The organism is Cytobacillus purgationiresistens, assembly GCF_030813235.1.
Lineage (GTDB): Bacteria > Bacillota > Bacilli > Bacillales > Cytobacillaceae > Cytobacillus > Cytobacillus purgationiresistens.
In genome coordinates, this window is sequence record NZ_JAUSUB010000011.1 from 1 (window position 1) to 26,545 (window position 26,545).

At 38.4% G+C, this 26,545-nt stretch carries 26 protein-coding genes; 17 read left to right on the plus strand and 9 right to left on the minus strand.

What is annotated here, in order from left to right:
• Window positions 1–246: 246 nt before the first annotated feature.
• Window positions 247–1,314, minus strand: coding sequence for an NAD(P)/FAD-dependent oxidoreductase (locus J2S17_RS13300; RefSeq protein WP_307475600.1), 1,068 nt, complete (start codon window positions 1,312–1,314; stop codon window positions 247–249).
• Window positions 1,315–1,624: 310 nt separating this feature from the next.
• Here J2S17_RS13300 and J2S17_RS13305 point away from each other — a divergent pair, with 310 nt between their 5' ends.
• Both J2S17_RS13305 and J2S17_RS13310 read left to right on the plus strand, forming a co-directional pair.
• Window positions 1,625–1,864 (plus strand): YuzB family protein, encoded by a 240-nt coding sequence (locus J2S17_RS13305; RefSeq protein WP_307475602.1) that lies wholly within the window; start codon window positions 1,625–1,627, stop codon window positions 1,862–1,864.
• A gap of 137 nt (window positions 1,865–2,001) precedes the next feature.
• Entirely contained in the window at window positions 2,002–2,364 is a 363-nt protein-coding gene (locus J2S17_RS13310) for a HesB/IscA family protein (protein WP_307475605.1), read from the plus strand.
• A 130-nt stretch (window positions 2,365–2,494) separates the two neighbouring features.
• On the opposite strand, the gene J2S17_RS13315 is transcribed toward J2S17_RS13310, so the two are convergent.
• Window positions 2,495–3,955 (minus strand): SLC13 family permease, encoded by a 1,461-nt coding sequence (locus J2S17_RS13315; RefSeq protein ID WP_307475607.1) that lies wholly within the window; start codon window positions 3,953–3,955, stop codon window positions 2,495–2,497.
• On the minus strand, window positions 3,952–5,139 hold the full coding sequence (locus J2S17_RS13320; RefSeq protein WP_307475608.1) for a glycerate kinase family protein: 1,188 nt from the start codon (window positions 5,137–5,139) through the stop codon (window positions 3,952–3,954). The genes J2S17_RS13315 and J2S17_RS13320 overlap by 4 nt, the downstream gene beginning before the upstream one ends.
• Before the next feature lie 283 nt (window positions 5,140–5,422).
• On the opposite strand from J2S17_RS13320, the gene J2S17_RS13325 reads away from it, so the two are divergent.
• From J2S17_RS13325 to J2S17_RS13340, 4 genes are all read left to right on the plus strand, one after another.
• Entirely contained in the window at window positions 5,423–6,118 is a 696-nt protein-coding gene (locus J2S17_RS13325; protein ID WP_307475610.1) for a response regulator transcription factor, read from the plus strand.
• 92 nt (window positions 6,119–6,210) lie between these two features.
• Window positions 6,211–7,452 carry a sensor histidine kinase gene (locus tag J2S17_RS13330; protein WP_307475611.1) on the plus strand — a complete coding sequence of 414 codons (1,242 nt, stop codon included), beginning with the start codon at window positions 6,211–6,213 and terminating at the stop codon, window positions 7,450–7,452.
• Window positions 7,453–7,550: 98 nt separating this feature from the next.
• The gene (locus J2S17_RS13335) at window positions 7,551–8,240 is read left to right on the plus strand and encodes a PepSY domain-containing protein (RefSeq protein ID WP_307475613.1); all 690 of its coding nucleotides are present in this window, start codon (window positions 7,551–7,553) and stop codon (window positions 8,238–8,240) included.
• Window positions 8,241–8,353: 113 nt separating this feature from the next.
• Window positions 8,354–8,908: a PepSY domain-containing protein gene (locus J2S17_RS13340; RefSeq protein WP_307475615.1), complete on the plus strand. Its 555-nt coding sequence runs from the start codon at window positions 8,354–8,356 to the stop codon at window positions 8,906–8,908.
• Window positions 8,909–9,016: 108 nt separating this feature from the next.
• On the opposite strand, the gene J2S17_RS13345 is transcribed toward J2S17_RS13340, so the two are convergent.
• Window positions 9,017–10,009, minus strand: coding sequence for an NAD(P)/FAD-dependent oxidoreductase (locus J2S17_RS13345; RefSeq protein ID WP_307475617.1), 993 nt, complete (start codon window positions 10,007–10,009; stop codon window positions 9,017–9,019).
• Between the two features lie 480 nt (window positions 10,010–10,489).
• Here J2S17_RS13345 and J2S17_RS13350 point away from each other — a divergent pair, with 480 nt between their 5' ends.
• The 6 genes from J2S17_RS13350 (at window position 10,490) to spsC (ending at window position 14,202) form a co-directional block, all read left to right on the plus strand.
• Complete coding sequence (locus tag J2S17_RS13350; protein WP_307475619.1) at window positions 10,490–11,707, plus strand: NAD(P)/FAD-dependent oxidoreductase; 1,218 nt, start codon at window positions 10,490–10,492, stop codon at window positions 11,705–11,707.
• A 133-nt stretch (window positions 11,708–11,840) separates the two neighbouring features.
• Entirely contained in the window at window positions 11,841–12,008 is a 168-nt protein-coding gene (locus J2S17_RS13355) for a hypothetical protein (RefSeq protein ID WP_307475620.1), read from the plus strand.
• 29 nt (window positions 12,009–12,037) lie between these two features.
• On the plus strand, window positions 12,038–12,526 hold the full coding sequence (locus J2S17_RS13360) for an NUDIX domain-containing protein (protein WP_307475622.1): 489 nt from the start codon (window positions 12,038–12,040) through the stop codon (window positions 12,524–12,526).
• A 161-nt stretch (window positions 12,527–12,687) separates the two neighbouring features.
• Window positions 12,688–12,813: a YuiA family protein gene (locus J2S17_RS13365; RefSeq protein ID WP_307475624.1), complete on the plus strand. Its 126-nt coding sequence runs from the start codon at window positions 12,688–12,690 to the stop codon at window positions 12,811–12,813.
• Between the two features lie 133 nt (window positions 12,814–12,946).
• Window positions 12,947–13,270, plus strand: a complete 324-nt coding sequence (locus tag J2S17_RS13370) for a YuiB family protein (RefSeq protein WP_307475626.1) — start codon at window positions 12,947–12,949, stop codon at window positions 13,268–13,270.
• 227 nt (window positions 13,271–13,497) lie between these two features.
• A complete protein-coding gene (gene spsC / locus J2S17_RS13375; protein WP_307475627.1) occupies window positions 13,498–14,202 on the plus strand; it encodes a stationary phase survival protein SpsC in 705 nt (234 codons plus the stop codon).
• A gap of 147 nt (window positions 14,203–14,349) precedes the next feature.
• Here the strand turns inward: spsC and J2S17_RS13380 are convergent, their stop codons facing one another.
• Window positions 14,350–15,162, minus strand: a complete 813-nt coding sequence (locus tag J2S17_RS13380) for a cobalamin-binding protein (protein ID WP_307475629.1) — start codon at window positions 15,160–15,162, stop codon at window positions 14,350–14,352.
• Between the two features lie 24 nt (window positions 15,163–15,186).
• Entirely contained in the window at window positions 15,187–15,666 is a 480-nt protein-coding gene (locus tag J2S17_RS13385) for a divergent PAP2 family protein (protein ID WP_307475839.1), read from the minus strand.
• Window positions 15,667–15,976: 310 nt separating this feature from the next.
• Between J2S17_RS13385 and J2S17_RS13390 the strand changes: the two genes are divergently transcribed.
• Together J2S17_RS13390 and J2S17_RS13395 are read left to right on the plus strand one after the other, a co-directional pair.
• Window positions 15,977–17,482, plus strand: coding sequence for a leucyl aminopeptidase (locus J2S17_RS13390; RefSeq protein WP_307475631.1), 1,506 nt, complete (start codon window positions 15,977–15,979; stop codon window positions 17,480–17,482).
• Between the two features lie 493 nt (window positions 17,483–17,975).
• Window positions 17,976–19,289, plus strand: a complete 1,314-nt coding sequence (locus tag J2S17_RS13395) for a Na+/H+ antiporter family protein (RefSeq protein ID WP_307475633.1) — start codon at window positions 17,976–17,978, stop codon at window positions 19,287–19,289.
• Window positions 19,290–19,355: 66 nt separating this feature from the next.
• Here the strand turns inward: J2S17_RS13395 and J2S17_RS13400 are convergent, their stop codons facing one another.
• Complete coding sequence (locus J2S17_RS13400; RefSeq protein ID WP_307475635.1) at window positions 19,356–19,880, minus strand: MerR family transcriptional regulator; 525 nt, start codon at window positions 19,878–19,880, stop codon at window positions 19,356–19,358.
• 153 nt (window positions 19,881–20,033) lie between these two features.
• On the opposite strand from J2S17_RS13400, the gene J2S17_RS13405 reads away from it, so the two are divergent.
• Window positions 20,034–20,306: a hypothetical protein gene (locus J2S17_RS13405; protein ID WP_307475637.1), complete on the plus strand. Its 273-nt coding sequence runs from the start codon at window positions 20,034–20,036 to the stop codon at window positions 20,304–20,306.
• A gap of 266 nt (window positions 20,307–20,572) precedes the next feature.
• Here J2S17_RS13405 and J2S17_RS13410 read toward each other — a convergent pair whose 3' ends face one another.
• On the minus strand, window positions 20,573–21,967 hold the full coding sequence (locus tag J2S17_RS13410) for an alanine/glycine:cation symporter family protein (protein ID WP_307475638.1): 1,395 nt from the start codon (window positions 21,965–21,967) through the stop codon (window positions 20,573–20,575).
• A 449-nt stretch (window positions 21,968–22,416) separates the two neighbouring features.
• Here J2S17_RS13410 and J2S17_RS13415 point away from each other — a divergent pair, with 449 nt between their 5' ends.
• Together J2S17_RS13415 and ald are read left to right on the plus strand one after the other, a co-directional pair.
• Entirely contained in the window at window positions 22,417–23,664 is a 1,248-nt protein-coding gene (locus J2S17_RS13415; protein WP_307475640.1) for a helix-turn-helix domain-containing protein, read from the plus strand.
• A gap of 110 nt (window positions 23,665–23,774) precedes the next feature.
• A complete protein-coding gene (gene ald, locus J2S17_RS13420) occupies window positions 23,775–24,905 on the plus strand; it encodes an alanine dehydrogenase (RefSeq protein WP_307475642.1) in 1,131 nt (376 codons plus the stop codon).
• A gap of 377 nt (window positions 24,906–25,282) precedes the next feature.
• Here ald and thrS read toward each other — a convergent pair whose 3' ends face one another.
• Window positions 25,283–26,494, minus strand: coding sequence for a threonine--tRNA ligase (thrS, locus tag J2S17_RS13425; RefSeq protein WP_307475643.1), 1,212 nt, complete (start codon window positions 26,492–26,494; stop codon window positions 25,283–25,285).
• Window positions 26,495–26,545 lie beyond the last annotated feature (51 nt).

A 26,545-nucleotide genomic window follows, 5' to 3' on the forward strand; every position in this document is an offset into this window, starting at 1 on the left:
TGTCTAGCTGCGGCTCCTAGCCCCTCGAGGTCTTAAGCCAAATCACCAATAAGGTAAAAAACAACCTTATTGATGAATCGTCTTAAGCTTGTCGGGGCTGAACAGCCACCTCCGCTTTTCGTGCTGTCTAGCTGCGGCTCCTAGCCCCTCGAGGTCTTAAGCCAAATCACCAATAAGGTAAAAAACAACCTTATTGATGAATCGTCTTAAGCTTGTCGGAGCTAAACAGTCGCCTCCGCTTTTCTATTACCCATTATGATATTTATACATCCAGAGAATACCTGATTTTAAAAGTCGTGCGACACGGCCTGTGATTGGTCGTTCTGCTACTAGACCAAAACCGTGTTTCTTTCCTAGTGATCCCATTACGCCTTTTAATTTGATAACTGGGAGCGAAGCTGGGAGTTCTTCGCCTTTCCAGCGTTTTAGAATGACTTGGACAATTTGTTCTGCTTGTCCTTCTGCTAGTTGAGCACTTGGTGCATGTGGCAGGCTTGCGCAATCCCCCACGACATAAACGTGTTCGTTGTCGGGGATATTATGATATTTCGTCAGGACAACACGGCCTTGTTTATCCGTCTCTGTCTTCATTTCGCGGACTACTTTGTTAGGCTGGATCCCAGCAGTCCAAACAATAACATCACTATTCACCGGTTCGTCATGGTTGTAAAGAATGCCTTCCTCCACACGTGTGATGTTAGAGTTATTAATAAGTTCGACGCTGCGTGTATTAAACCAATTTTCGACATACTTACTTAATCTTTCCGGGAAAGCAGATAAGATGCGATTTCCACGGTCAAAAAGTTTGATTTTTATGTCAGGTCGGCTCTCGTTTAATTCTGAGGCAAGTTCAATGCCACTTAACCCAGCTCCGATGATAGAGACTACAGCACCTGAAGGCAGATTGTTAAGTGTTTGATATGTTCTACGAGATTTTTCAATAGATTGAATACTATGTGTGTAGATGTCCGCACCTGGAACGTTATGATATTTATCCTCACAGCCGAGGCCAATGATTAAATCATCGTAAGAAACAGGTTCTTCATTAAGTAAATGGACCTTCTTTCCTTCCAAATCGATTTCCGATATTTCTCCATACTTTATATGCAATCTTGGATGTTCTGGGTATGAAACGCGAATATGCTGGTCGGAAATGGTTCCTGCAGCTAGTGCGTAGTACTCAGTCTTAAGACAATGATATGGTACACGGTCGATTAAAGTAATAGAAACATCTTCAGGAAGCTGATTCGGCAAAAGTCGGGCTAATACCCTCATTCCCCCGTAACCTCCACCAAGTATCACAAGATTTTTCATAAAATATATCCCCTTTGTGTCCGTACTAAAAAGCGGTAAAAACCAATAAAGGTAATTTGGTTTATCATAAGGTTCCAAATTATCTTAAAAAAATAAAAATAATTGAGTTAAACAGCTTAATCCAATAAAAAGTATAACGAAATTATTATTAAATCACAACAGGTATAAGACGGAAACTTGACAATCAGCGTCAGAGAGATAATATTCTGTGTATTTCGAGTTAGTTTTTAGAATTGTTAAAATTATCGTAAAAATGGTTGCACATAGTCGGTAAAACAAGGTAGGATAACGAGTGTAAAGAGGTGAAGGTATGGTGAAGCCAATAATCGAGTTTTGTGTGAGCAACATAGCAAGTGGTGCACAAGAGGCTTTTGAAATGCTGGAAAAGGATTATGATTTAGATGTGATTGAATACGGATGCCTAGGGTATTGCGGCAAGTGTTCAAGCCTTTACTTTGCTCTCGTTGATGGCAATGTCGTGACTGGAGATAACGCAAAGGAGCTAGTAGCGAATATATATCAATTTCTGGAAGATAATCCGATGTTTTAATTTGTACCAAATGCTCTGATGATTGAGTATAATGTTAAATATAGTGGAAAAAAGATGCATCAGTTGAGGACTGCTTAAAACCTGTATATACTATAGATATAAATACAATATATAAATTCAATTGGAGGGAAAGAAAAATGAATGATGTTGTTTTGATTACGGAAGCCGCAGCCCTTCACATTAAAGATATGATGAAACAAAATGAAGAGGAAAATGCATTATTGCGTGTATCTGTTAAAGGCGGAGGCTGCAGTGGCTTATCATACGGTATGGGATTTGCTCATGAAGTGGAGGAAAGTGATCTTCAACTTGAGCAGCATGGACTTCAAGTTTTAGTTAGTAATGAAGATGCAGGGATTCTGCAAGGAACAAAGATTGATTATAAAGAATCCATGATGGGCGGCGGCTTTACAATTGAAAACCCTAACGCTATTGCATCATGTGGCTGCGGATCTTCATTTAGAACTGCAACTAAACAGGGTACTCCTGAAGAGTGCTAATCGCAATAAGTATAAACGATGTCCTGGTTTTTGGGACATCTTTTTTTGTCTATAGCTATTGACCAAAAGAGGAAGGCTGTTCCTAAAAGATTTTTTAGGAACAGCCTTTTTAAAAAAACCTGACTGTGCATTAAAGGCTTGGATATAAATACATCCCCGTCCAGCGCCAAAAGGTAAAATAAAATGCGAGCATGAGTAAAATATACAGCGGTAAAAGGACAGTGCTAATTTTAATTAAATCACTGGCATGAAAAGAACGATCGCTCTCCTCGTAAAACAGCATCAATGCTTTCGAGCAAACAGGAAACGTTATACAATAATTCATCCCTATTAAGCTAATAAATACAATTGCTGATGCATTTACTCCTATACTTTGGCTAAACAAAATCAACCCTGGGATAAAGACAATAGCACGAGTAGTATGCGAGGTAATATACAGATGGCTCGTGGTGGTAATAAGTAAAATAAATGTGACTAAGAGCCATTCTGGCGCCTCATTGAATAGTGGTAAAAACATGAATAGCTTTTTCTCAATCCATAAAATCACCCCGTTTTCAACAAGCACTTTCCCGAGGGCAGCTGCAGCAGCAACAAATAAAATCAAATTCCATGATACGGCTTTAATGCCCTGCTTCCATGAAATCACTCCAAATCCAGGCGCCATTGCTAAAATGGCACCAATCATTGTGATAAAAGAGATATCGTAACCATGTACGCTTTCAGTTGTCCAGCCGATTATCATAAGGATAAGTAAAAGCAATGTAATCTTTTCTTTGTTATTAAGGGCTTTTCCTGAGGGAGTGCTAGGTATCGAAGTGTTTTCTTCGATGTTTTTAGACCCTTCCTTTGGCCAGAGCATACGCTTCATAATGAATACAGATAAAACCGTTATTACGATCGAAAAGGGCACTCCCCAAACTAACCACTGCAGAAAGGAGATGGATTGATCGGAAGCAGATTCCAGCAATCCTATCCCGATTAAATGCGATCCAGCGCCAATTATAGTAGCAGAGGTACTCATTAAGATAACGACCGGTGCCATTAAGGAGAGTACACTGCGTTCTTTTGCAGTAAACCTAGAACTTAGATTTTCCAGCATTGGCATCGTTATAGCTGCACGCCCGGATGTTGAAGGAATAAAGAAAGCTGAAGTAATTAACACAGAGGTCAAACCAGCTATAATCCTATTTTTCCTATTAGATTTCCTGATAATATAATAGCTGAATCGATCTGCTATTCCTGAATGTTTAACAGCTTCGCCAATGATAAACGAGCCTACCATCAACCATACAACTTCCTCTGCTAACGACTGATAAAGGAGCTCGGGTTCACTTGCTTTCATTAATACAATAAATATAATGAGCGAAACAGCCACATATCCTGCAGGGATTTTAGTTCCTGCCGAAAGAACGATTGCCGAAAGAAAGGCAAATAATGATACCTTGGCAGCATAATCCAGACTGTCAATCATAACGATGAAAATGAGGAAAAAAATATGAATACCGACTATTACTTGAGTAGAGACGGAATACTGATTTAAAATCTTCATTTGATGATGTTTTACATCATGCTTTGCCATTCGTGTGCTCATTTTTGAAGAATTCCCTTATTAAAATTCCTTCTGTTGGCAATTTTTAATCCAATGGCGACTTGGCGAATGACAGATTCCGTGCTTTCTTCAATCCAACTAGATGCCAGAAGCATAGATTCTTCCAATGATACAGGCTTTTGAATGATGCTTAAAAAAGCATCAATACCTGCAGCATAGTTGGATGCAGCACCTTCACCAATTGTCCCTGTTATAGCGATGACAGGGATATGGTACTGTTTTGCTATCCTTGCTACCTCAGATGGTATTTTGCCATTTGGAGTCTGGAAGTCCAGACTTCCTTCCGCTGTTATTACAACGTCTGCCCCAGCGATTTTTTCTTCCATTTGGATATAGTCCTTAATTATATCGAAGCGCGGGTGTAGGATAGCGCCTGTAAATGCAATGAGTCCTGCACCTAATCCTCCGGAAGCTCCGCTACCAGGCATGAATCTGACATCAATTGAAAGTGATTCACTAATTAATTTTGCATAATGCTCCAACGCGAAAGATAATCGTTTTACCTGCTCAGGCTTAGCTCCTTTTTGTGGCCCGAATACATTTGCAACGCCTTTTTTTCCGCATAATACGTTGTGCCAGTTACAGGCAACGTCAATTTTTACAGTAGTTAACCTTTTATCCAGCTGAGAGTCTTCTATATAGTTGACCTTTAATAAATCCTCCCCTCCATTGATATCAACAATACGGTGTTCACAGTCGAAAAATCGGATACCAAGGGCCTGTGCCATTCCGGCGCCTCCATCTGAAGTTCCTGAATCTCCACAGCCTATCAGAATGCGGTCTACTCCACAATTAAGAGCGGCAATAATGAGCTCGCCTACTCCGAATGTAGTAGTCTTTAAAGGATTTCTTAGCTCAAGTGGCACCAGTTTGAGCCCCGCAGCGGCAGCCATCTCGATGACTGCTGTACGTGTGTTATTTTCTATAAACATACCAAAATAACTTTCAATTTTTTTGCCAACAGGTCCTGTCACTTCTTTATAGATTAATTCTCCGCCTTTTAGTTTTATAATCTTTTTAGCAAACCCCTCTCCACCATCAATCATTGGGACAATTTCTATGTCAGTGTAATCACCAATTCTCATAACACCACGTGCCATTGCTAAAGCAACATCCTCTGAATCCAAACATTCCTTAAACCCTGACGGTACGATTACTATTTTCATCTTAGTACCCCTCCTTGCAATCTTGTATTTATAATGTAAATGGATAAATTTAATATCTAATGAGAGGATGATTAGAATAAGGTTAGAAAAATTAGTAATAAGTACCTGAGTTTAAGATAGGGCTATCACTTATATTTTTGTTCATTATGCTCTTCAGCTAAAAGTAGTTAAAGCATCTACTGGGCAAAGTGTCTTATTTTTTTCCCCCGCATGGACTAGAAAATGATTTCCGCAGTTAATTCTGCTAATCTTGAGGTGAATCCAAATAAACAGGAGGTATGTAATGAATAAGGAATCAATTCTTGTGATAGAAGATGAGGAAAAAATTGCAAGGTTATTGGAACTGGAATTGGAATACGAAGGCTATGCTGTTACAAAAGTGATAGATGGAATAGAGGCCTTAGCTATATATAGATCAAAAAAATGGGACTTGATTTTATTAGATATAATGCTCCCTGGAATAAGCGGGATTGAGCTGTTGCGGAGGATAAGAGCAAATGACCTTCAGACACCTGTCATTTTATTAACAGCAAAAAGCTCTGTAGAGGATAAAGTATCTGGGCTTGATCTTGGTGCGAATGACTATATGACAAAGCCTTTCCAAATTGAGGAGCTGCTGGCAAGAGTACGTGCAGCATTACGTTTAAAGGTAGCTGAACAGAAGGATGAAAATAACGAATGGCTGCAAATTTCCGACCTGAAATTAAATGAAAGAACGAGGGAAATAAGTAGAGGAGAAGTGCAAATCGAATTGACACCGAGAGAATTTGATTTGCTCGTTTACTTGATGATCAACAAACAGCAAGTGTTAACTCGTGATCAAATTGTGGAGGCTGTTTGGGGTTATGATTTCTTAGGTGATACGAATGTCGTAGATGTTTACATTCGTTATATCAGGAAGAAAATCGACGCTCCAGACAATCCATCTTTAATCCATACGATCCGAGGTGTCGGTTATGCAATCAGGGAAACAAAATGAAGCTGAAGAATAGAATCAACCTATATACTTCAATCCTATTTATTTTCCTACTGATTTTGATGAATATTTCGATATATTTTCTCTTTAGTAACTTGATTTTAGACAGTGAGCTTGAGCGGGCTAAAGAAGAAATAGAAAGGACGGCTGCATCATTTAACGAGTCGCTTGAGTCAGTACCTCAAGATAATTTGCTTAATGCATATGCCCCCGTCGATGGTATGATCCGCATTGTGAAAGAAAATTTGGATTTGAAAGCGCCAATAACTGCCAGTTCTTCTTATAAACATAAGATTAAAAAAGAATACTTTACAAATGAAGTAATTAAAATTATCCGTAACAACGATACATATACCTTTGGGTCCATCCCAATTATTTTGCCAGATGGAGAAGTAGCCAATTTGCAGATAGCAAAGAGCATAGAAAAAACAGCTGAAAATTTGATGATATTAAGGCTTGTTCTTATCGCTGTTACACTAGTTGCGATGGTCCCAGTGATTATCTCAAGTCGGCTTCTCGGAAATCTAATCATTTCCCCCATCACCTCAATGATAAAAACGATGGCTGAAATCAGACAGAGCGGAAAATTTAAACGCTTGTCATTAAAGGGGAAATCCGGAGATGAACTCCATGAAATGGGAGAGACCTTTAATCACATGATCGATTTGCTTGAGGCAAACTTTGAAAAGCAAAAGCAATTTGCGTCCAATGCCTCCCATGAACTAAAAACGCCGCTAACTGTCATAGAAAGCTATGCAAGTCTATTAAAGAGAAGGGGGAAGAGAGAACCTGAAATATTTGCGGAATCGATTGAGGCCATTCACTCGGAAGCGATTAGAATGAAGGATATGACGGAGCAACTTTTATTGCTGGCAAGACATAATGAACAATGGAATATAGAATGGTCCAATGTAGATGTCACAGAGTTCACTCAGGCTTCAGCGAGAGCTTTTCAGAATGCATACAACAGGAATATTGTCGTCAAAAGTGATTCAAATCCAGTCATTAAAACAGATGAACAAAAACTGAAGCAGCTGCTATTTATTTTCCTTGATAATGCAAGAAAGTATAGTGAGGATGATATTACAGTATTGATCGGTGAAAAAGATAATGTGCCATTTATTCGAATGACAGATAGTGGAATAGGCATCAGCCGTGACGATTTGCCCAAGGTGTTTGACCGCTTTTATCGTGTCGATAAAGCAAGATCAAGAAAAACGGGAGGGGTTGGACTCGGGCTATCCCTTGCCAAGGAAATTGCGGATGCAATAGATGTTGATGTTGAACTGGAGAGTATAGAGGGAGTTGGAACGACTGCCACATTATTTTTCAGGTGAATTCTATGCAACAATATAAAAAATAAAATAACCATTCTCAGCTTTTTCTCATTTTTATTTATGATAATAGAGGGAAAAGAGATCTGTGGGGTGTAAGAATGAATAATAAAAGATGGATATTGATTGTGTCTAGTGTTCTCTTTCTAATTGCAGTTTTTTTTATTGGATCGCAATGGGAAAAGCTGAACCCTTCTGCGGAATTTTTAACAAAAGAAGAGGCTAGCACGATAATCGAAGACAGATATAAAGGAAAAGTATCTGAAATCAGTTTATCTAACGGACAGTTCACGATTGAAATGGTTAAAAATGAACGGGATTATTTAATTTCCATGGACGAAAAAACTGGGGAAGTTTTATCTTTAGATAACATAACAAAAGTAAATAAGACGATTGATGAAAAGACTATAAAGGATACTCTAGTGGAGTCAGGAAGGGAAATCATATCGTTGGAAAAGAAGCTGGAGGAAGGAAAGGAAATATTTGTCGCGGAAGTGAAAGAGGAAAATGGTGAAGTATTGATAAAATTAGATGCAGGATCTGGAAAGGTTCTTTCGGAAAAAGCGATTGATAAGTCGGTTGAAGAAGAAGCTCCAAAAATATTATCAGAGGCTGAAGCAATTGAAATTGCTTTAGAAGCTGTGAAAGGTACTGTTGATGATGATATTGAATTTGAAAGAATAGGGGGTCACGGCTATTACTTAATTGAAATCGAGACAGATGATGACAGAGAAGCAGTTGTCCAAGTTCATGCTATTACAGGAGTTGTGAAAATTTCATGGGAAGATTAATTACTTAATTATGCTATTCTCATCAAATTCTAATGTTTCTTTCCTTTTTCTCTAATCTTAGCCGGTTATATTGTAATTGTAGATAAGGTGAATGAAAAAAGGAGGAAATAAACATGCGAAATAAAATGGTAATTGGACTATTAGCAGCAGGCGTTATTCTTGGAGGTGCAGCTGCAGTCGGAGCAACAGGTCAGGATAGTAAGGTTAACACTCCGAAGGCAAACGATCATAAGGAATTGATAACGATGGATAAGGTAAAGGAAATTGCTCTGAAAAAACAAGCCGGTGAAATAGAGAGCATTGAATTAGAAAGCCATTTAGGTACAGAATATTATGATGTTGAAATTGAAAATGGCAAAATAGATTATGACATTCATATTGATGCAATGACGGGAAAAGTCTTGTCAGTAAAAGAGGATCATGATGGTGACTATGATGATGTCGGTGAAACTGGCAGTCTCTCAAGCAAGGACTTACTGCCGGAACAAGAAGCATTAAAAATAGCTGAAAAGGCTGTAAATGGAAAAGTTGTTGAAATGAAATTGGATAAAGATGATGGTTTGGCAGTTTATGAATTCGAGCTGAAAACAGATCGAGGAGAAGCAGAAGTTGAAATCAATGCGGTTACCGGAGAAGTTTTGGACTTGGAAAATGATTTAGATGATTAATCCTTATTAAAAGGTTGCCGGTGACTTTTCTCATTGAAATAAAAATAGAAAAAAAGCTGTCCTAAAGGTCATTTACTTCGAGACCTTATTGGACAGCTTTTTGATATTTTAAAACATGGAAGTGCTATGCTTAGGCTGAACTCTTGCTTTTGGATCAATGAATGTTTTTGCATGGCTAACGGCGACTGGTGCCTCACCGAAACCACAAGCGATTAACTTCACTTTACCATCATAGGTACAGATATCTCCAGCGGCATATACACCTGGAATATTTGTCTCCATTTTTTGGTTTACGACTATTGAATTCTTTTCGATGTCAAAGCCCCAATTTTTTATTGGTCCAAGTGAGGACACAAAGCCGTAATTAACGACAACAGCATCTACATCAAATACCTCTTTTTCTTCATCTCCAACTTTTTCTAAGATTACTTGCCTAATTCCGTCTTCATCTCCAACTAATTCGGAAGGAATATAAGGTGTCTTAATTTTAACCTTAGAATTATTGAGATTGTCAACACTATGCTCATGCGCGCGGAATTTATCTCTGCGATGGACAATGGTTACTTTTTCGGCAATTGGTTCAAGCATCAATGCCCAGTCTACAGCTGAATCTCCACCACCGAAGACAACCACTTTTTTGCCAGCAAAGTGATTTAAATCATCGATATAATAATGAAGGTTTTTTCCTTCATATTGTTTTGCACTCTCAAGTTCTAATCGGCGAGGTTGAAAAGCTCCGTTCCCAGCAGTAATAATGACGGATTTGGAATAGTGAACATCCTTATCCGTAACTATCTTAAATGTACCATCTGCCAGTTTTTCCAACTCTTCTACTGATTGCTCGAGTGAAACTGTTGGGTCGAATTTAGCCATTTGCTCTTTCAAATTGTCGACTAATTCTTGTGCACGAACTTTAGGAAAACCTGCCACATCATAAATGTATTTCTCTGGGTAAAGCGCTGATAATTGACCTCCGAGCTGAGGTAAACTTTCTATAATATTAACAGAGGCTTGCCTCATACCGCCGTAAAAGGCTGTGAATAGGCCAGTAGGGCCTCCTCCGATTATGGTTATATCATGTATCTTTTGCTCTGTGCTCACACTAAATCCCCCCGAGTAATTTAAGTTAGTTTTTATAATTTTAACACAAATGTATGAGATTCTGTAACATTTGTACCTACTATTACAGGTGCAACAAAGAATTTTTTAATTGTTTAATTAGGTAAAGGTGAAAAGTGGATTTATTTATAAAAAATTGTATAATTCATTGTTTTAATGCCGTATTACTTCTATTAAAATGTTTGTTAAAATCAGGTAAGTATTATGGGGATTTTTATTAATTCCCTTCCTTGGATTTACAAAAATCTTAAAATTCTCAAAGTGCGATTTTAGCTTGAAAATCAGGTGGAAAAGGAATAATATGAAGTAGGAGATATAATATTAATTTTTTGTGACATTTTTCGAACATTTTCTTGTCCTTCTTCGTGAAGAAAATCACAAACTTCTTTTTCATAAATAATGAGAAGAAAGTGGAGAATAAGAAGCAATATAAAATAATTTTTAAAGGTGGAAGTGATACACTTGAGAAAGCCAAAAATCGTTATTTTAGGTGCGGGTTACGGTGGATTAATGACTGCGACTCGTTTGCAAAAAGCAGTAGGAGCTAATGAAGCAGAAATTACCCTAGTCAACAAAAATGAATACCACTATGAAACAACATGGCTTCATGAAGCATCAGCAGGTACATTACACCATGACCGTGTTCGTTACGATATTAGTAAGGTCATTGATCGCAACAAAGTAGAGTTTATTCAAGGTACGGCTGTTGAAATCAAAACTGAAGAGAAGAAAGTTCTCCTTGAAAAAGGTGAATTAGAATATGATTATTTAGTAGTTGCTCTAGGCGGAGAGTCTGAAACATTCGGTATTAAGGGCTTAAAAGAATACGCTTACTCAATCTCTAACATCAATTCAGCACGCCAAATTCGCGAGCATATTGAATATCAATTTGCTACTTATAACACAGAAAAAGAAAAAGATGATACACGTCTGACAATCGTTGTTGGCGGAGCAGGATTCACTGGTATCGAATTCCTTGGTGAATTAGGAAACCGTATTCCTGAACTATGCAAGGAGTATGATGTTGACTTCGAAAAAGTTAAAATCATCTGTGTAGAAGCAGCACCAATGGTTCTTCCTGGATTCGATCCTGAGCTTGTTGAATATGCCGTTGCTCACCTAGAGAAAAAAGGTGTTCAATTCCGTATTGGCACAGCGATTAAAGAAGGAACTCCAGAAGGAATTATCGTTGCTAAAGGTGAAAATGACGTTGAGGAAATCAAAGCTGGCACAGTGATCTGGGCAGCTGGTATCCGCGGAAACGCAATCATTGAAAAATCAGGTTTTGAAGCAATGCGTGGACGTGTGAAAGTAGAAGCGGATTTAAGAGCCCCAGGACATGATAATGTATTTATTGTTGGAGATAGCTCTCTAATGATCAATGAAGAAATCAATCGTCCATATCCTCCAACTGCACAAATTGCAATGCAACAAGGAGAAGTGGTAGCACGTAATCTTGCAGCACTTATTCACAATAAATCAGAGCTTGAAAGCTTTACGTATGACAATAAGGGTACAGTTTGCTCATTAGGTGAGCACGATGCAATCGGTGTAGCTTTTGGTAAGAAAATGGTTGGTACAAAAGCTTCATTCATGAAGAAAATGATCGACAACCGTGCGTTATACATGATTGGCGGCGCGTCACTTGTAGCCAAAAAAGGTAAGTTCAACGTACTATAATTCATAGACTCAAGAGGGAGCAGACTGCTAATTAGTGTGCTCTCTTTTTTTTGAAAGATAAGAAAGTATAAGATTTCCATTAGAATGATGTCTCCAGCGCCTATCGCCTATCAAACTTCAGGCCTCCTCCTTTGTGATAAGTCAACATCGGTTCGCTATCGCTCACCCTATTTCCTTTATCGAAAGGAACAAGTCTGTGTTTGAATGCCAACAGGAATTAGGTCATGCAGACGTTGCTCCACAGGACTTATGGCGCCCTTACTATGCGATCATTGGAGAACAAGGCGCTCGCGCATTCTAAGTAGATTTCATTTTAAAAGGGGTTTTGGGATGGAACAGAAGAATGAAAGAGGAAAAGTATGGCTGGCGGTTTCAGGACTCCTTATTTCATCTGATCAAAAATGGCTTGTTGTAAAGAAAAAATATGGCGGGCTAAAGGGGATGTGGTCCCTTCCGGCAGGGTTTGTCAATCCAGGTGAAACAGTTGATGAAGCGGTAGTTCGCGAGGTGAAAGAGGAAACTGGAATTTCGAGCACCGTCAAGGGGTTAATTGGCATGCGAACAGGGGTCATTAAAGGTGATATTAGTGATAATATGATGATTTTTCTTTTGGAAGCAGAAGAACAAAATCTAATCGTACAAGAAGATGAATTATATGATGTCCAATTTATGGATCCTAAGGAATTGATTGATAGTGCAGATTCCTCGGTTATGCTGCGTTACATATTGGAAAAGTCTGATGCGGCGCCAAAACTCGGGATTGAAGGCATTGACCCAGGAATACAGTTCGGATATACTGCATATCGGTTATTTTTGTAATGTTCAGAAATCTTGAGAATAAAAGAGTATTTTTAAGAATGAATAGGTTGTATACGTTTACATAGTTGGTTTTTACTAATTTTTGAGGCTTTCCATTTTTCTTATTTTTCTGTATTCTTTAGTTATTATCAGAAAATTCAATTCCAAGGGAGATGAACAACATGTCAGTAAAAACTTTTGAATCTAAAGAATGCATCTATTGCTCAGGTAAAGGATATTTTCAACTAATCCTTGGTGGATCGGAAACATGCGCCTGCTGCGGTGGATCAGGTAAGAAAAAAGACTAAATTATTAAAGCTCCGCCAGATAGGCGGAGCTTTTTATTTGTACATAGAATGATAACTTTTGGCATTTTTTATTGACTCCTTTTTATACATTCAGTACACTAAATATTGATGTGCTAAGGGAGGACAAGCTTTTATGCAGATGACCATTTTTATATTGCCGATTTCCATGCTGCTCTTTTTCGTTTTATTTTTCGGAATTGGATTTATTTTGAATATGCTATTGAGAATGTCGTGGATCATGGCAGTGATTTACCCATTCATCACGATTTTAATTATTGATAAAGTACGTTTTATTGAATATTTTAACAATACAAAAGATTCTTTCTCTAGTCTTTGGACAGAAATAACTAGCTTAGCTATTGCAGATGTTTTGATTTTAAGCAGCGGGATGGCTGGTGCCATTGTAGCAGGAATTGTTATTAAGATGCTACGCAATAGAGGATATAGAATGTTTTAACTAAAAAGGCTCTGCATGCTTATGCAGGGTTTTTTATTTTGACATTTTTATAGTAAAAAGCAGTTATATAATCCGTAATATTATAGATGAATTAAGGTGGATTTTCGTTGATGTTGCAGGAATTAAATGAATGTGAATTCACCATTTGTTTGTGGCTTCTCTTATAAAATATGAATATTTCTCTGTGAGATGGGAAATGACTATTGTTGGGAGGAGTGAATTTTTATATGTTACTTTTAAAAAGATGGACCAAACGAGTGTTGATGTCAACATTGTTTATTGCTGCTTTATTAACGACGTTTCATTCAATTTCCGGTGTGGAGGCAAAACAGGTTGTTGATTATGTCAATAAGGATTTAACATTAGAAGCAAACAAGGATGAAGAATGGTTTAAAATGGATCATCCCTTTAAGTCTATGGGGGTTGCTTTTAAACAACTAAAACATGCAGTAAGTGGAGAATCAAAGATTTCTGCCAGTACAGCGGTTGTGGATGAAATTCCTACATTAGAGGATTCGTTTGATTGGACGCAATATAATACAAAGGAAGTTATTGCAACAGGCTATACGGCATTTTATGAATCAACAGGCAAGAACCCAGATCACCCTGAGTTTGGGATTACCTATTCAGGTGTGAAGGTGAAACGGGACTTATATTCTACAGTAGCGGCAGATTTAAATGTATTTCCAATCGGGACCATTCTCTTTATTCCAGACTACGGTTATGGAGTTGTTGCAGATAAAGGGGGAGCAATCAAAGGTGACAAGCTCGATCTTTACTATGAAACAGTCGATGATGTCTACAATCTATGGGGCAAGAAAACACTAGAAGTCTTCATCATTTCCATGGGAGATGGCACCTTAACTGAAGAAACACTAACTGAGCTAAACGAAAACGAATCCATGCAAGTATTCAGACAGCAATACAATTAGAACATATTGCTGCTTAATTAAATTTGGGTGCCTGTCACCTACAAATTTCGACAAAATTGAAGGCAACTCCTTTTGGAGGTTGCCTTCTTTGTTTTAAGGTGAGTGGTTCTTGTTGTGTTTGTTCGATGCATGGACTGCGTTGCTGTGTTATTTGGGTACCTGAGTTAGTGAGCTGTCTAGTTGATTGTAGTGTTCTGGATGCAGGAGTTGAGCGAGCTTGATGGCGCCTTCAAGTAACCGGGGGGAAGGTCTGCAATAGAGTTCCTCCTCGAGAACATAGACTTTGTTACTTTTGATTGCATCTAGGGCGGACCATCCTGGCCGTTTGTGAAGAATTTTTGGATCGACTTTCTTTCGTCTTACCCCGACCCATGCGAGACAGATAGTATCAGGATTTCTTTTACGTACATCCTCCCAATCTGTTTGGACATTTGCGATTTTTTGATCCCGAAAGAGATTATGAGCCCCGGCAAGTTCACTGATTTCAGTAAGCCAATTTACCTCACCTGGCGTAAATACAGGCTTTGGCCACCATTCCCAATAGATAGATGGCTGGCTCTGTATATTTTTTGCAACCCCTTGCATGAGTTGAATTTTTTTCCGAAACTCATTTGCAGCTTTTTCTCCGACTTCAGGTTCACCTAATGCCTGTGCAACAGAAAGTAAATCCTTCTCTATATCCTCGAGGCCTTGTGGGTCAAGTATTAAGTAAGGAATATTTCTTTCTTCAAGTCCAGCAATATTCTTTTCCATACCAGGGACACTAAGTGAAGCTAAAACTAAATCTGGATAAACATCTTCCAGCTTATCCAGATCAATTGATAAATCAGGTCCAAGCCTTGGCAGTGTGTTTATGGCTTCTGGCCAGTCTGAATAATCGTCCACAGCTACAAGCATGTCTGTCAGGCCCAAATAAGCGACAATTTCAGTGTTGCTTGGGCAAAGCGATGCGATTCTCATCGTTTTTCTCCTCTCACCTATCAATTACAATGAAACAAAATAATGAAGTAGCAAAGTTAAGAATACGCCTGTTAGACCGCCAAAAAGGACTTCAATCGGTTTATGACCTAGTAATTCTTTTAGTTCCTTACGCTTTTCCTGTTCAGGCTTCTTTGGCCACATTTTCGCTTCAACCATAATTTTATTAAAGTCTGTAACGAGTTGATTTAACACAATTGCCTGTTCACCAGCTTGTCTGCGCACCCCTGTCGCATCAAACATTGTAATAATCGCGAACATTGCGGAAATGGCAAAAGCCATTGAATCCAAGCCTGCATCTAATGCAACCCCTGTCGATAAAGCAGTAACCGCAGCAGAATGAGAACTTGGCATACCGCCTGTACTTGTCAGCAAGGACCAATCTAACTTCCTAGTTGCAATAAAGTTAATTGGCACTTTGACAAACTGTGCAAAGAAGATGGCTGCAAGTGCTGCCCAAAGAGGGAAATTCAAAAATAACTCCATATTAATAACCACACTCTCTTCAATCAATTTTTGACACCCATCTGTAAATGATTGTCTACAATGGTTACTCCACATGTATCAGGCATCCTGTATAAAATGATGGAAGTTACAGAGATGATCATTAGAGGGATGAGCAACGCAATCATAGGGGCATATTTTATATTATTAATAGGGTAGCATAAATAAATTACATTTGAAAATTGAACCATACATTTTTTAGTGATATTTAATAATAGCTACAAAAGGTTAGAGAGTCGAAATATTGGGTAAAATTCGATATAATAAAGATATATTCTATGGGGGTGAGCTTATGTTTACTGTAAAACAAGAAAGTCTGTATTCTACAAGCCATGAATGCTTGATTGTAGGTGTATTTGATGCGCCGAATAAATTTGAAGGCAGCCTTGCTAAAGCAGATGAAATATTTGAAGGTCAACTTAAGGAGTTTGTAAAAAGCGGAGATATCTCTGCAAAGAAGAAAACCATCTCAAAAATACATACGTTTGGAAAGATAGGTGCCAACCGCTTATTGTTCGTAGGACTTGGCAAGAAAAATGAATATTCATTTGATGTTCTCCGAGAATCACTAGGGAAAGCGTTTAAGGAACTAAAACAATCAAAGCTAGAAGAAACAGCGATCTATCTGGATTCATTGATAACGGATGAACAGATGGACACACTTGATGCTGCACATGCAGTGGGTGAAGCATTTTCAATGGCAACCTATCAATTCGAAGGCTATAAGCAAAAATCAAATGAGCCCGATAAAAAAATTGAGAAAATCACCGTTTACACAGAAGCCGATAAAGATGATACCATGGCGGCACTAACGGTCGGTTATGCTTATGGGAAAGGAACGAATTCAGCAAGAACACTCGTTAACCTTCCGGGCAATATGCTGACAGCTACAGAGATGGCCAAGTATGCTGTGAAGCTGGCGGATCGTTATGACTTTGAAGTTGAAGTATTGGAAAAGAAAGATCTCATTGAGCTTGGCATGGGTGCCTTTCTGGCTGTTAACCAAGGATCTACGGAACCTCCTAAAATGATTGTCTTGAAATATCAAGGTAAAGAAAATTGGGATGATGTCATTGGGCTTGTAGGGAAAGGCATTACCTTTGATACAGGTGGATATTCAATCAAACCTAAAGATGGAATCGTAGGAATGAAAACGGATATGGGCGGTGCGGCGGCTGTCCTTGGCGCGATGGAGATTATCGGAGAACTGAAGCCTGAACAAAATGTGGTTGCAGTTATTCCATCAACAGATAATATGATAAGCGGATCTGCCTTTAAGCCTGATGATGTTATTACTTCCATGAGCGGAAAAACAATTGAAGTGTTAAACACTGATGCAGAGGGACGTCTAGTCCTCGCAGATGCTATCACTTATGCAAAGCAGCATGGTGCAGACTACTTAATCGATGTCGCAACATTAACGGGCGGAGTCATTGTTGCACTTGGAACGGATACAACGGGTGCAATTGCAAATGACGAAGCTTTATTTGAACAAGTATTAGAAGCATCCTATGAAGCAGGTGAGCCAATCTGGCGCCTCCCTTTATTTGAAAAAGATAAAGAAAGAATCAGAAATAGCCTAGTGGCGGACTTGAATAATTCACCGGGGCGCGAGGGACATGCAATTATGGCTGGTGGATTTATTGGTGAATTTGCAGAAGGTACGCCATGGGTCCACCTTGATATTGCTGGTACATCAACGGTTAATAAACCACATGATTTAGGACCAGCAGGAGCAACGGGTGTCATGACAAGAACGCTTGCCCTTCTTGTGGAAAGGTTCGAAACAGCTGAATAACCTTTAGAGAGCTTGTTGAGAGAAAACCTTTCCTCAACAAGCTTTTTTAAAAATTTTAAGATAGCCCCTTAGTTGAAAGAGGCTATTTTTTTTGTATTCGATGCAATGGTCAATTTGCCATCTCTATAAATTCACTTCTGCCTATATCATGCGATTTTGCGTAAAAGTCAAATACTTATCAACCTAATGATAAAAAGGAAAAGGAAAGTCCAGTGAAATCCAAATACTGCTCTATCTTCAGAAAAAAGAGGGAAGAAAGTCCAGTAAAGCGGAATACTACTCTACCTCAATATAAAGTTCCCCTCTCTCACTTAAGCGAAAAGCCAGACCTCTTCTGAAAAACACTTTACTATGGTAGAGCGCAGAAGGTTGACAAACCGAATGAAAATGTGATAATTTTATATTCATATTTTATCACTCTACCATTTTAGTGAAATAAAGTAAATGTAAGATCACATAGTACTTTTTAATCATCAGAGAGAGGTTTTTCATTATGAATTCAGTAATCATTGCAGTTTTTGTCATGCTTATACTTAGCTTAATGCGAATAAACGTTGTATTGTCTTTAGTCATCGGCGCTTTAGTTGGCGGCTTGACGGGCGGGCTAGGTATTGAACGTACGATAGAAGTGTTTACAAATGGTTTAGGTGGGAGTGCGGAGGTTGCATTAAGCTATGCATTATTGGGTGGTTTTGCGATAGCTATTTCTTCTACGGGCTTACCTAATCTTTTAGTAGAATTAATTATTAGTAAAGTGGGTAAAGAAGGAGATTCGAGAAAGCAGGTCCTTTCTAAAACACTTATCGTATTGGCTATTCTGATCATGGCCTGTTTCTCACAAAATATCATTCCAATCCATATTGCATTCATTCCGATTCTCATCCCTCCTTTATTAAAAGTGATGAATGAATTGATGATTGATAGAAGGCTGATTGCTGCTGTCCTTACCTTTGGATTGGTCACGCCTTATATGTTAATTCCTGCAGGGTTCGGCAAGATTTTTCAGCAGTTATTAGCAGATAATATGACAAGGAGCGGATTGGCGGTAAGCGCTGCGGACATTCCGGCTGCAATGATTCTTCCTTCTGTGGGCATGTTAGTAGGGTTAATTATTGCTATTTTTATCTCTTACAGAAAGCCTAGAAAATATGAACAAACGGAAAGCGCGATTGTTCAAAAGGGTGAGTATTCTAAAGTAGGGATTATCTTCTCCTTTATTGCCATTATCGTTGCTTTATTTGTGCAAATCAGATTGGATTCAATGATTATGGGAGCAGTTGCAGGGATTATCGTTGTTTATGTAAGTGGATCGGTGAAACTAAAAGAAGCGGACCAGCTACTGACAGATGGCATGAAAATGATGGCCTTTATCGGGTTTGTTATGCTCGCAGCATTTGGCTTTGGTGATGTTTTAAAAGAAACTGGGGATGTTTCATTATTGGTAGAAGATGTGGCAGGTGTTATAGGAAAAAATCAATCATTGGGAGCACTGCTCATGCTGTTGGTCGGTCTATTGGTGACGATGGGGATTGGATCTTCCTTTTCAACCATTCCTATCATCACAACTATATTTGTACCGTTATGTATGGAATTAGGTTTCAGTCCAATAGCAACTATTGCCCTTGTTGGCGCTTCCGCAGCAATTGGCGATGCAGGTTCACCGGCATCAGATAGCACACTTGGACCAACTGCAGGATTGAATGCAGACGGACAGCATAATCATATTTGGGACACTTGTGTGCCAACCTTTCTTCACTATAATATCCCGGTTATTTTTTTCGGTTGGATCGCATCGATGATTTTATAACTTCAAAAAAATATATTTGCCGTTGCTCCTTATTGGCTGCAACGGCTTTTTTTATTAAATGGGTAATTAAAATCCGAACAGCATGGTGAGGATGTTTTTCTTTTTCATTCTTTTTCTAGGTGTCTCTTGGTCAAATATCAATAGATTATCCGGGGAATGAACGGCAGGAGGTTGTTCTTGCTTTTTTTCTAACGCTATCACTCGTTGATTTAGTTTAACGATTTCTTCCTGCAGCTCCTCTATTTCACTACGATGGTGGAGCAGCTGATAGGAAGTGACGTCATCAGCTTTGGCGTTTAACCGCTGTTCAAAGTCATCCATTCTTGCAAGCAATCTTGTAAAATCCATCCCAGGCTGAGTTGAAGCTGGAACTCCTTTTCTTGCTTTTCTTTTCCCTTCAATTTCTACATTTTGAAGAAGTACACCTCGGTTCAATTGTTCGTGTACTTGTTTAAGAAGAAAAATATCCTCTTTCGTAAATAAATAGTGTCCAAGCTCATTCCGTTCAGTCTCAAGCTTAAGTTGTTTGACCCAGCGTTGGATTGTGCTTTGCGAAACACCTAAAAGCTTTGCAACAGCTCCAGTATTCACAGCGATCTCCTCCTTAATGGTTCTTATTTAAGTAGATTCTTCCTGAAAATAAAAAATCCTGTGTAGTTGACAAAACAAGTATTTCTTCGGCAAAGAAAGTGGTTATTTTACAAATTATGTGCAGAATTATTGGAGGAATAAGATGGTTCCATCATGTACAGAATGATTGGAAAAGCGATAAGGATGATACAGATGACTGAAGCACAGATGGAAGCGGTATTTGAAGACGCAGGCTACAGTATCCTTTATGAAAAGTTAAAATATAAAATATGGATGGCTTATCAATGGTCCTCTCAGGATGAGGAAATTCTGGATGCCTTTTTATCCGCCTATGCATTTAATGAGGATGAGGAATTGCGCTGTAATGAGTTTTTATTTCATTATAAAATTTATAAAAATATTGTTGGGAAAAATCTATGGATATAAGAAAAACGCTGTGATCACTCTTTGCAATAAGAAATGCGCAAGCGCCTTGATTTTTTTCGCCGTACTAACGCAGAAGGGCTTGTTCTATCGAAAAAGGAAACACGGTGAGCGAACCGATGTTGACTTATCTTAAGTGAGGAGACCTAAAATTTGATAGGCGATCGGACGCTTGCGCTAGACATTTTTCCAATTGGGGATTTCATACATTATTTTCTTTAGAAAAAGACTGCGGACAATGAAATGTCTACAGTCTGACCTGAGATTTATTATTTTGCTATCTTATAATGATTTTCAAAGAATTCATTTGTATCTTTAACTACAACTTTTCTTAATAAAATCAGAGCAATTAAATTCGGAATCATCATTAATGCGTTCGCCATATCTGCAAAGGCCCATACAGAAGATAGGTTTACCATAGCTCCGATTGCACATGCGATTATATACACGGAACGGTATCCCATAATCCCTTTCGTTCCAGCAAGATATTCAAAGCATTTTTCACCGTACACATACCAGCCGACAATGGTTGAAAAACCGAAGAATATAACTGAGAATGCAACAATGTATTCCCCAACTGTTCCGAGAACGTGTGCAAATGCGGCGCTTGTCAACGCACCGCCATCAAGTGAGCCATCATGCGCGACCCCGGAAATTAATCCGCCAGTGTTGTCCCAAAAACCAGTAATAATCAACACTAACCCAGTCATAGTACAGACAATAATCGTCACAATGAATGTGCCTGTCATAGCTACTAATGCTTGCTTAACAGAGTGATCTGTTTTGGCATTTCCAGCAATGAGAGCAGCCGTACCCAAACCAGCTTCATTTGAAAATATTCCTCTGGATACCCCGTTCTTGATTGCTTCAGAAACAACGATACCAACGAATCCGCCTGTAGCAGCTACTGGGTTAAAAGCATAATAGAATATCGTTTGAAAGGCAGGGATAATTTGATCAAAATTGATTCCTAATATGATCAGTGCTCCTCCGACATATAATAAAGCCATGAGAGGTACAAAGAATCCAGCAACTGAACTGATTCTTTGCAGGCCACCAAATATAATTAATCCGGCTAATACTGCCAGAACGATACCAGTTACAATATTATTGATACCAAACGAATCCTTAGCTACTTGTGCAATGGTATTGGATTGCACGCTATTTCCTATGCCAAGTGCTGCAAATGCACCAAATATCGCAAATGCAACAGCTAGCCATTTGAATTTTCTTCCCAGCCCATGCTCTATATAGTACATAGGCCCACTGGAGTATTCACCTTTTGAGTTCTTGACACGATACTTCATTGCTAATAAAGCCTCAGAGTATTTGGTTGCCATACCAAGCAGCCCAACGATCCACATCCAGAAAATCGCGCCAGGTCCACCAAGGGTAATAGCTGTTGCAACTCCTGCGATGTTACCGTTTCCGATGGTAGCAGCTAAAGCGGTCATTAAGGCTTTAAAGTTACTGACATCTCCTTCATCAGTAGAAGAAGCTTTGCCCTCTTTAGTAAACGCTAGTTTGAATGCATAAAATAGTTTAGTAAAGGTCCTTCCTTTTAATAAGAACGTTAGAAGTAACCCAGTGCCAAATAATAAGATTAAGCTCGGTGTTCCCCAAAGGATTCCGTTAATCTTATCCAGCAGTGCCATCAAATCCATGCTGTTTCCCCTCTCTGTCTTACATGTGGACATTTATACTTGTCTAGTAACATAGGTAATAATGAAAAACTCAATAGCAAAACGACTTTGCAAATAGCTGAAAATCAAGACTTAGAAAGAGTTCAGCACCTACACGCTAAATTCGCTTCTCGTTCGAAAAAGAATGTAAATTAAAATACAATAAAATTTAATGTACATCCACCCAGTAAATTTATAAGAATATTTTCTATTGTAAAATTATCTAAAAATAACATCAAGCAAATCAAAGAAGTCCACCAATTCCCAAAATTAAAAATGTCGAAAAATGTAGGTGACTGTCACCGACAATTTTCGACATTTTCACGCTAGAGCTATCTGCGCTTTTCGGATATAATGGAGGGAAGGTTAGGGTGAGTTAATTTAGTGGTTTCGGTTTTAGGGGAGTTCAGTTATATGGGAGGGCTTGATGGGTGAATAAAGGTAAAGATCCGTTTAAACGACCATTTGATAGTTTAGAAAATCTCGTCGATAAAATTAGAGATGTCCTTGAGTGTCCGGTAACTGTTGAGGATGCAAATCATAGACTTCTTGCCTACAGTACCCATGATGATCAGACTGACGCGGCCAGAATTGCAACAATTATAAGCAGGAAGGTGCCAGAAAAGGTAATCAATAGCCTTTGGAAAGCAAATGCCATTCCGCAGCTCATGAAAAGTGGGGAGCCTCTAAAAATTCCTGAAATTAAAGAAATTGGTTTAGGGAACAGAGTGGCAATATCCATTCGCAATCAAAATGAAGTGCTCGGGTACATATGGGCAGTGGAAAGAGATAAATCACTTTCTGAAGATGAAATGAATTTATTAAAATTAGCAGCTCAAACTGCAAGAACTGAGTTGTTAAAATTAAATAGACAAAAGAAAAAAAGAGAAGAAAGTTATCAGGGGTTTTTCTGGCAACTGTTAACGGGAAGATATCCTAACCATGAAGAAATCATTGAAAAACTTGAAGAATTGAATATTAAGCCGCCTGCTAATTTTACTGTTATTGTGTTTCGATTTTTAGAAGACATCGATGTTCAAACAGAACAAAGCATCGTATATTTAATTACTACAAGCCAAAAGTTAAATATCACCTTCTACGCTGCGATGGGTAATGAATTTATTATACTAGCGTCACCTTCTGAGTCACAAGGAACAGAGAAAACAATAGCGGATTTTATCCTATTCTTTATTGATCAAATGAAAACAAGGTTTCAAATTCATCAAATCATCGGAGCAAGCAGCGGTTTATCTGAACGGTTGGAGCATGTCGAAGAGCGCTACTCTGAAAGTCTGGAAGTGGTGCGACTGAAATCCAAATTCCCGGAAGAGATGACAGAGATCCATACGTATAACCAATTAGGTATTTTTAGATATTTGGAAGAATTACTTGAGAAGAAAAAAAGTAATGAATACGAACATCCAACCATTAAAAAACTGATTAAATATGACCTTGAGCATAAAACGGACTTATTAAATACACTTGAAAGTTTCATCAGTCATGATAGTAATGTAAATGAAGCAGCCAAAAAACTGCATATCCATGTGAACACATTAAATTATCGTCTTAAAAGGATTACAGATATAGGAGAAACAGATTTGAAGAGCACTCATCAAAAATTATCATTATATTTAGATCTGAAAATGAGAAAATTTATGAATAGAAAGCATCGTTTGTGAAATTCTACAAACGATGCTTTTTTATTTTTCATATATACACAATGTCAATTCAGATTTCTATTATTATACTGAGAATAAGATTAAAAATGATGGGTGAAAGGGGAATACTGATGATCATCGGGGTACCTAAAGAAATTAAAAACAATGAAAATCGTGTAGCTATGACGCCAGCAGGTGTTGATGCACTTGTAAAAGCTGGACACGAAGTCCTAATTGAAACAAATGCGGGTGTAGGAAGCGGCTTTGAAAACGCAGACTATCAGCAATCAGGGGCTAAAATTGTAGATACAGCTAAAGAAGCATGGGCTGCAGGAATGGTCATGAAGGTAAAAGAACCTCTTCCGTCTGAGTACGGATATTTCCGAAAAGGCTTAGTCTTATTCACATATCTTCACTTAGCAGCAGAGCCTGAATTGGCACAAGCCCTTGTGGAAAAAGGCGTAACAGCCATCGCTTATGAAACTGTTGAATTGAATCGGACACTTCCTTTGCTTACTCCTATGAGTGAAGTGGCAGGAAGAATGGCTTCACAAGTAGGCGCACAATTTCTACAAAAAACAAACGGTGGCCTAGGAATCTTATTAGCTGGTGTTCCAGGTGTTTCTCGTGGGAAAGTAACAATCGTCGGCGGCGGTGTGGTAGGAATTAACGCTGCGAAAATGGCAATTGGCCTAGGCGCAGATGTGACGATCATCGACTTAAGCCCTGAAAGACTTCGTCAGCTTGATGATATTTTCGGTAACAGCATTCAAACGTTGATGTCCAATCCGTTTAACATTGCACAAGCTGTAAAAGAAGCAGACCTTGTCATTGGTGCCGTTCTGATTCCAGGAGCAAAAGCACCTAAGCTAGTAACAGAAGAAATGGTCCAATCAATGAAACCAGGTTCTGTTGTCATTGACGTTGCAGTAGACCAAGGTGGAATTTTAGAAACAGTTGATCATGTAACGACACATGATGACCCAACATACATTAAGCACGGAGTCGTTCACTATGCAGTAGCAAATATGCCTGGTGCCGTTCCTAGAACATCAACAATGGCTCTCACAAACGTAACAATCCCTTATGCGCTTCAAATTGCAAACAAAGGTGTCACCCTGGCAGTTGAAGAAAACGCTGCATTAAAGCTAGGTGTGAACGTTGTAGGCGGAAGCATCACTTATGAAGCAGTTGCCAAAGATTTAGGTTACGAATACATCCCAGTTTCAGTAGCATTAGAAAACCAAAAAATAGCTAACTAATCTGGAAGACCCCTTTAGCCATCAGGCTGGAGGTGTAAAGTGATAATAAAGTTATTTAATTTAGATATAAAAATATAAGAGCCTTGCTACATTTTTGAACTATACCCCGAATAATGGACACTAAAGAAAAAGTGTCCATTATTCGGGTTTTTCTATGTTCCTATAAAGAAAACCCGTTTATAATAAAAGAATTAATTATTGTGTGCAGAGATAATAAAGTTGTTTACTTTACAATAAAGTCCTTTGAAAAATAATAAAGTTGTTTAATTCTTATAGAACTAACGGAGCAGGATAGTTCAACAAGGTATTCCAATCTTTGGGGTACTTTTAAGGGAAAGCCCAAAAGGAATATAATCCTTTCGGGCTTTGAATGGAGTTTATCTACTACTGTTAATTTCTTTAATGAACCGTTCAATTGTTTCTTGTATACTCATCACACCAAGGTTTCCCTCTTTTCGCTTTCTTAACGCCAAGGATTGGTTCTCCATCTCTTTATCACCGATAACAAGCATGTAAGGAATCTTTTGTTTTTCAGCTTCTCTAATCTTCAATCCCATCTTCTCAGCCCTATAATCGACTTCCACACGCAATCCTGCTGATTCCAATTGGGATTTCACTTCATTTGCAAAAACTGCGTGTGAATCAGAAATAGGTATTATTTTTGCTTGAACAGGTGCCAGCCAAAGTGGAAACTCCCCAGCAAAATGTTCAATTAAAATTGCCATAAAACGCTCTACGGAACCATAGATGGCTCTATGAATCAAAACGGGAAGATGAAGTTTATTATCTTCACCTACATAAGCACAATTAAACTTTTGAGGCATTTGAAAATCCAATTGGACTGTACCGCATTGCCAGCTTCTTCCAAGTGAATCTAAAATATGAAAATCTATTTTCGGACCATAAAATGCCCCATCACCAGGATTAATCTGGTAATTAACTCCTTTACTCTTCAAAACAGATTCCAACGCTAATTCAGCTTTACCCCAGATTTCTTCGGAACCCATGTACTCTTCTGGTCTCGTAGAAAGCTCTACTTTATATTCAAAACCAAAGTGGGAGTAAAACTCATCTACTAACTCAAGAACTTTATCAATTTCGGACTCAATCTGGTCAACTCGAACAAATAAATGTGCATCGTCTTGAGTAAAGGAACGCACTCTTAAAAGTCCATTTAAAGAACCCGAAAGTTCATGTCTGTGAACTAATCCAAGTTCTGCAAAACGGATAGGTAATTCTCGATAGCTTCTTCGTTTGCTGTTGAAAATTAATATAGCACCAGGACAGTTCATTGGCTTAATGGCATAATTTTGTTCATCCACATTGGAAAAATACATATTTTCATGATAATGATTCCAATGACCTGATTGTTCCCAAAGTTCCTGTTTCAACATAATGGGTGTTTTAATTTCTTGATAGCCTGCCTTTTTATGTTTCTTTCTCCATAAATTTTCAAGTTCATTCCGAATCATCATTCCATTTGGTAAGAAAAAAGGCATTCCTGGAGCCTCATCCATTGAAGTGAACAGTTCTAACTCTTGACCTAGCTTTCGATGATTTCTTTTTTCTGCTTCCAGTTGATTAGACATTTTTATTCCTCCTGATTTTAAGTTGTATTAAAAAAGACCACACTCATCCCA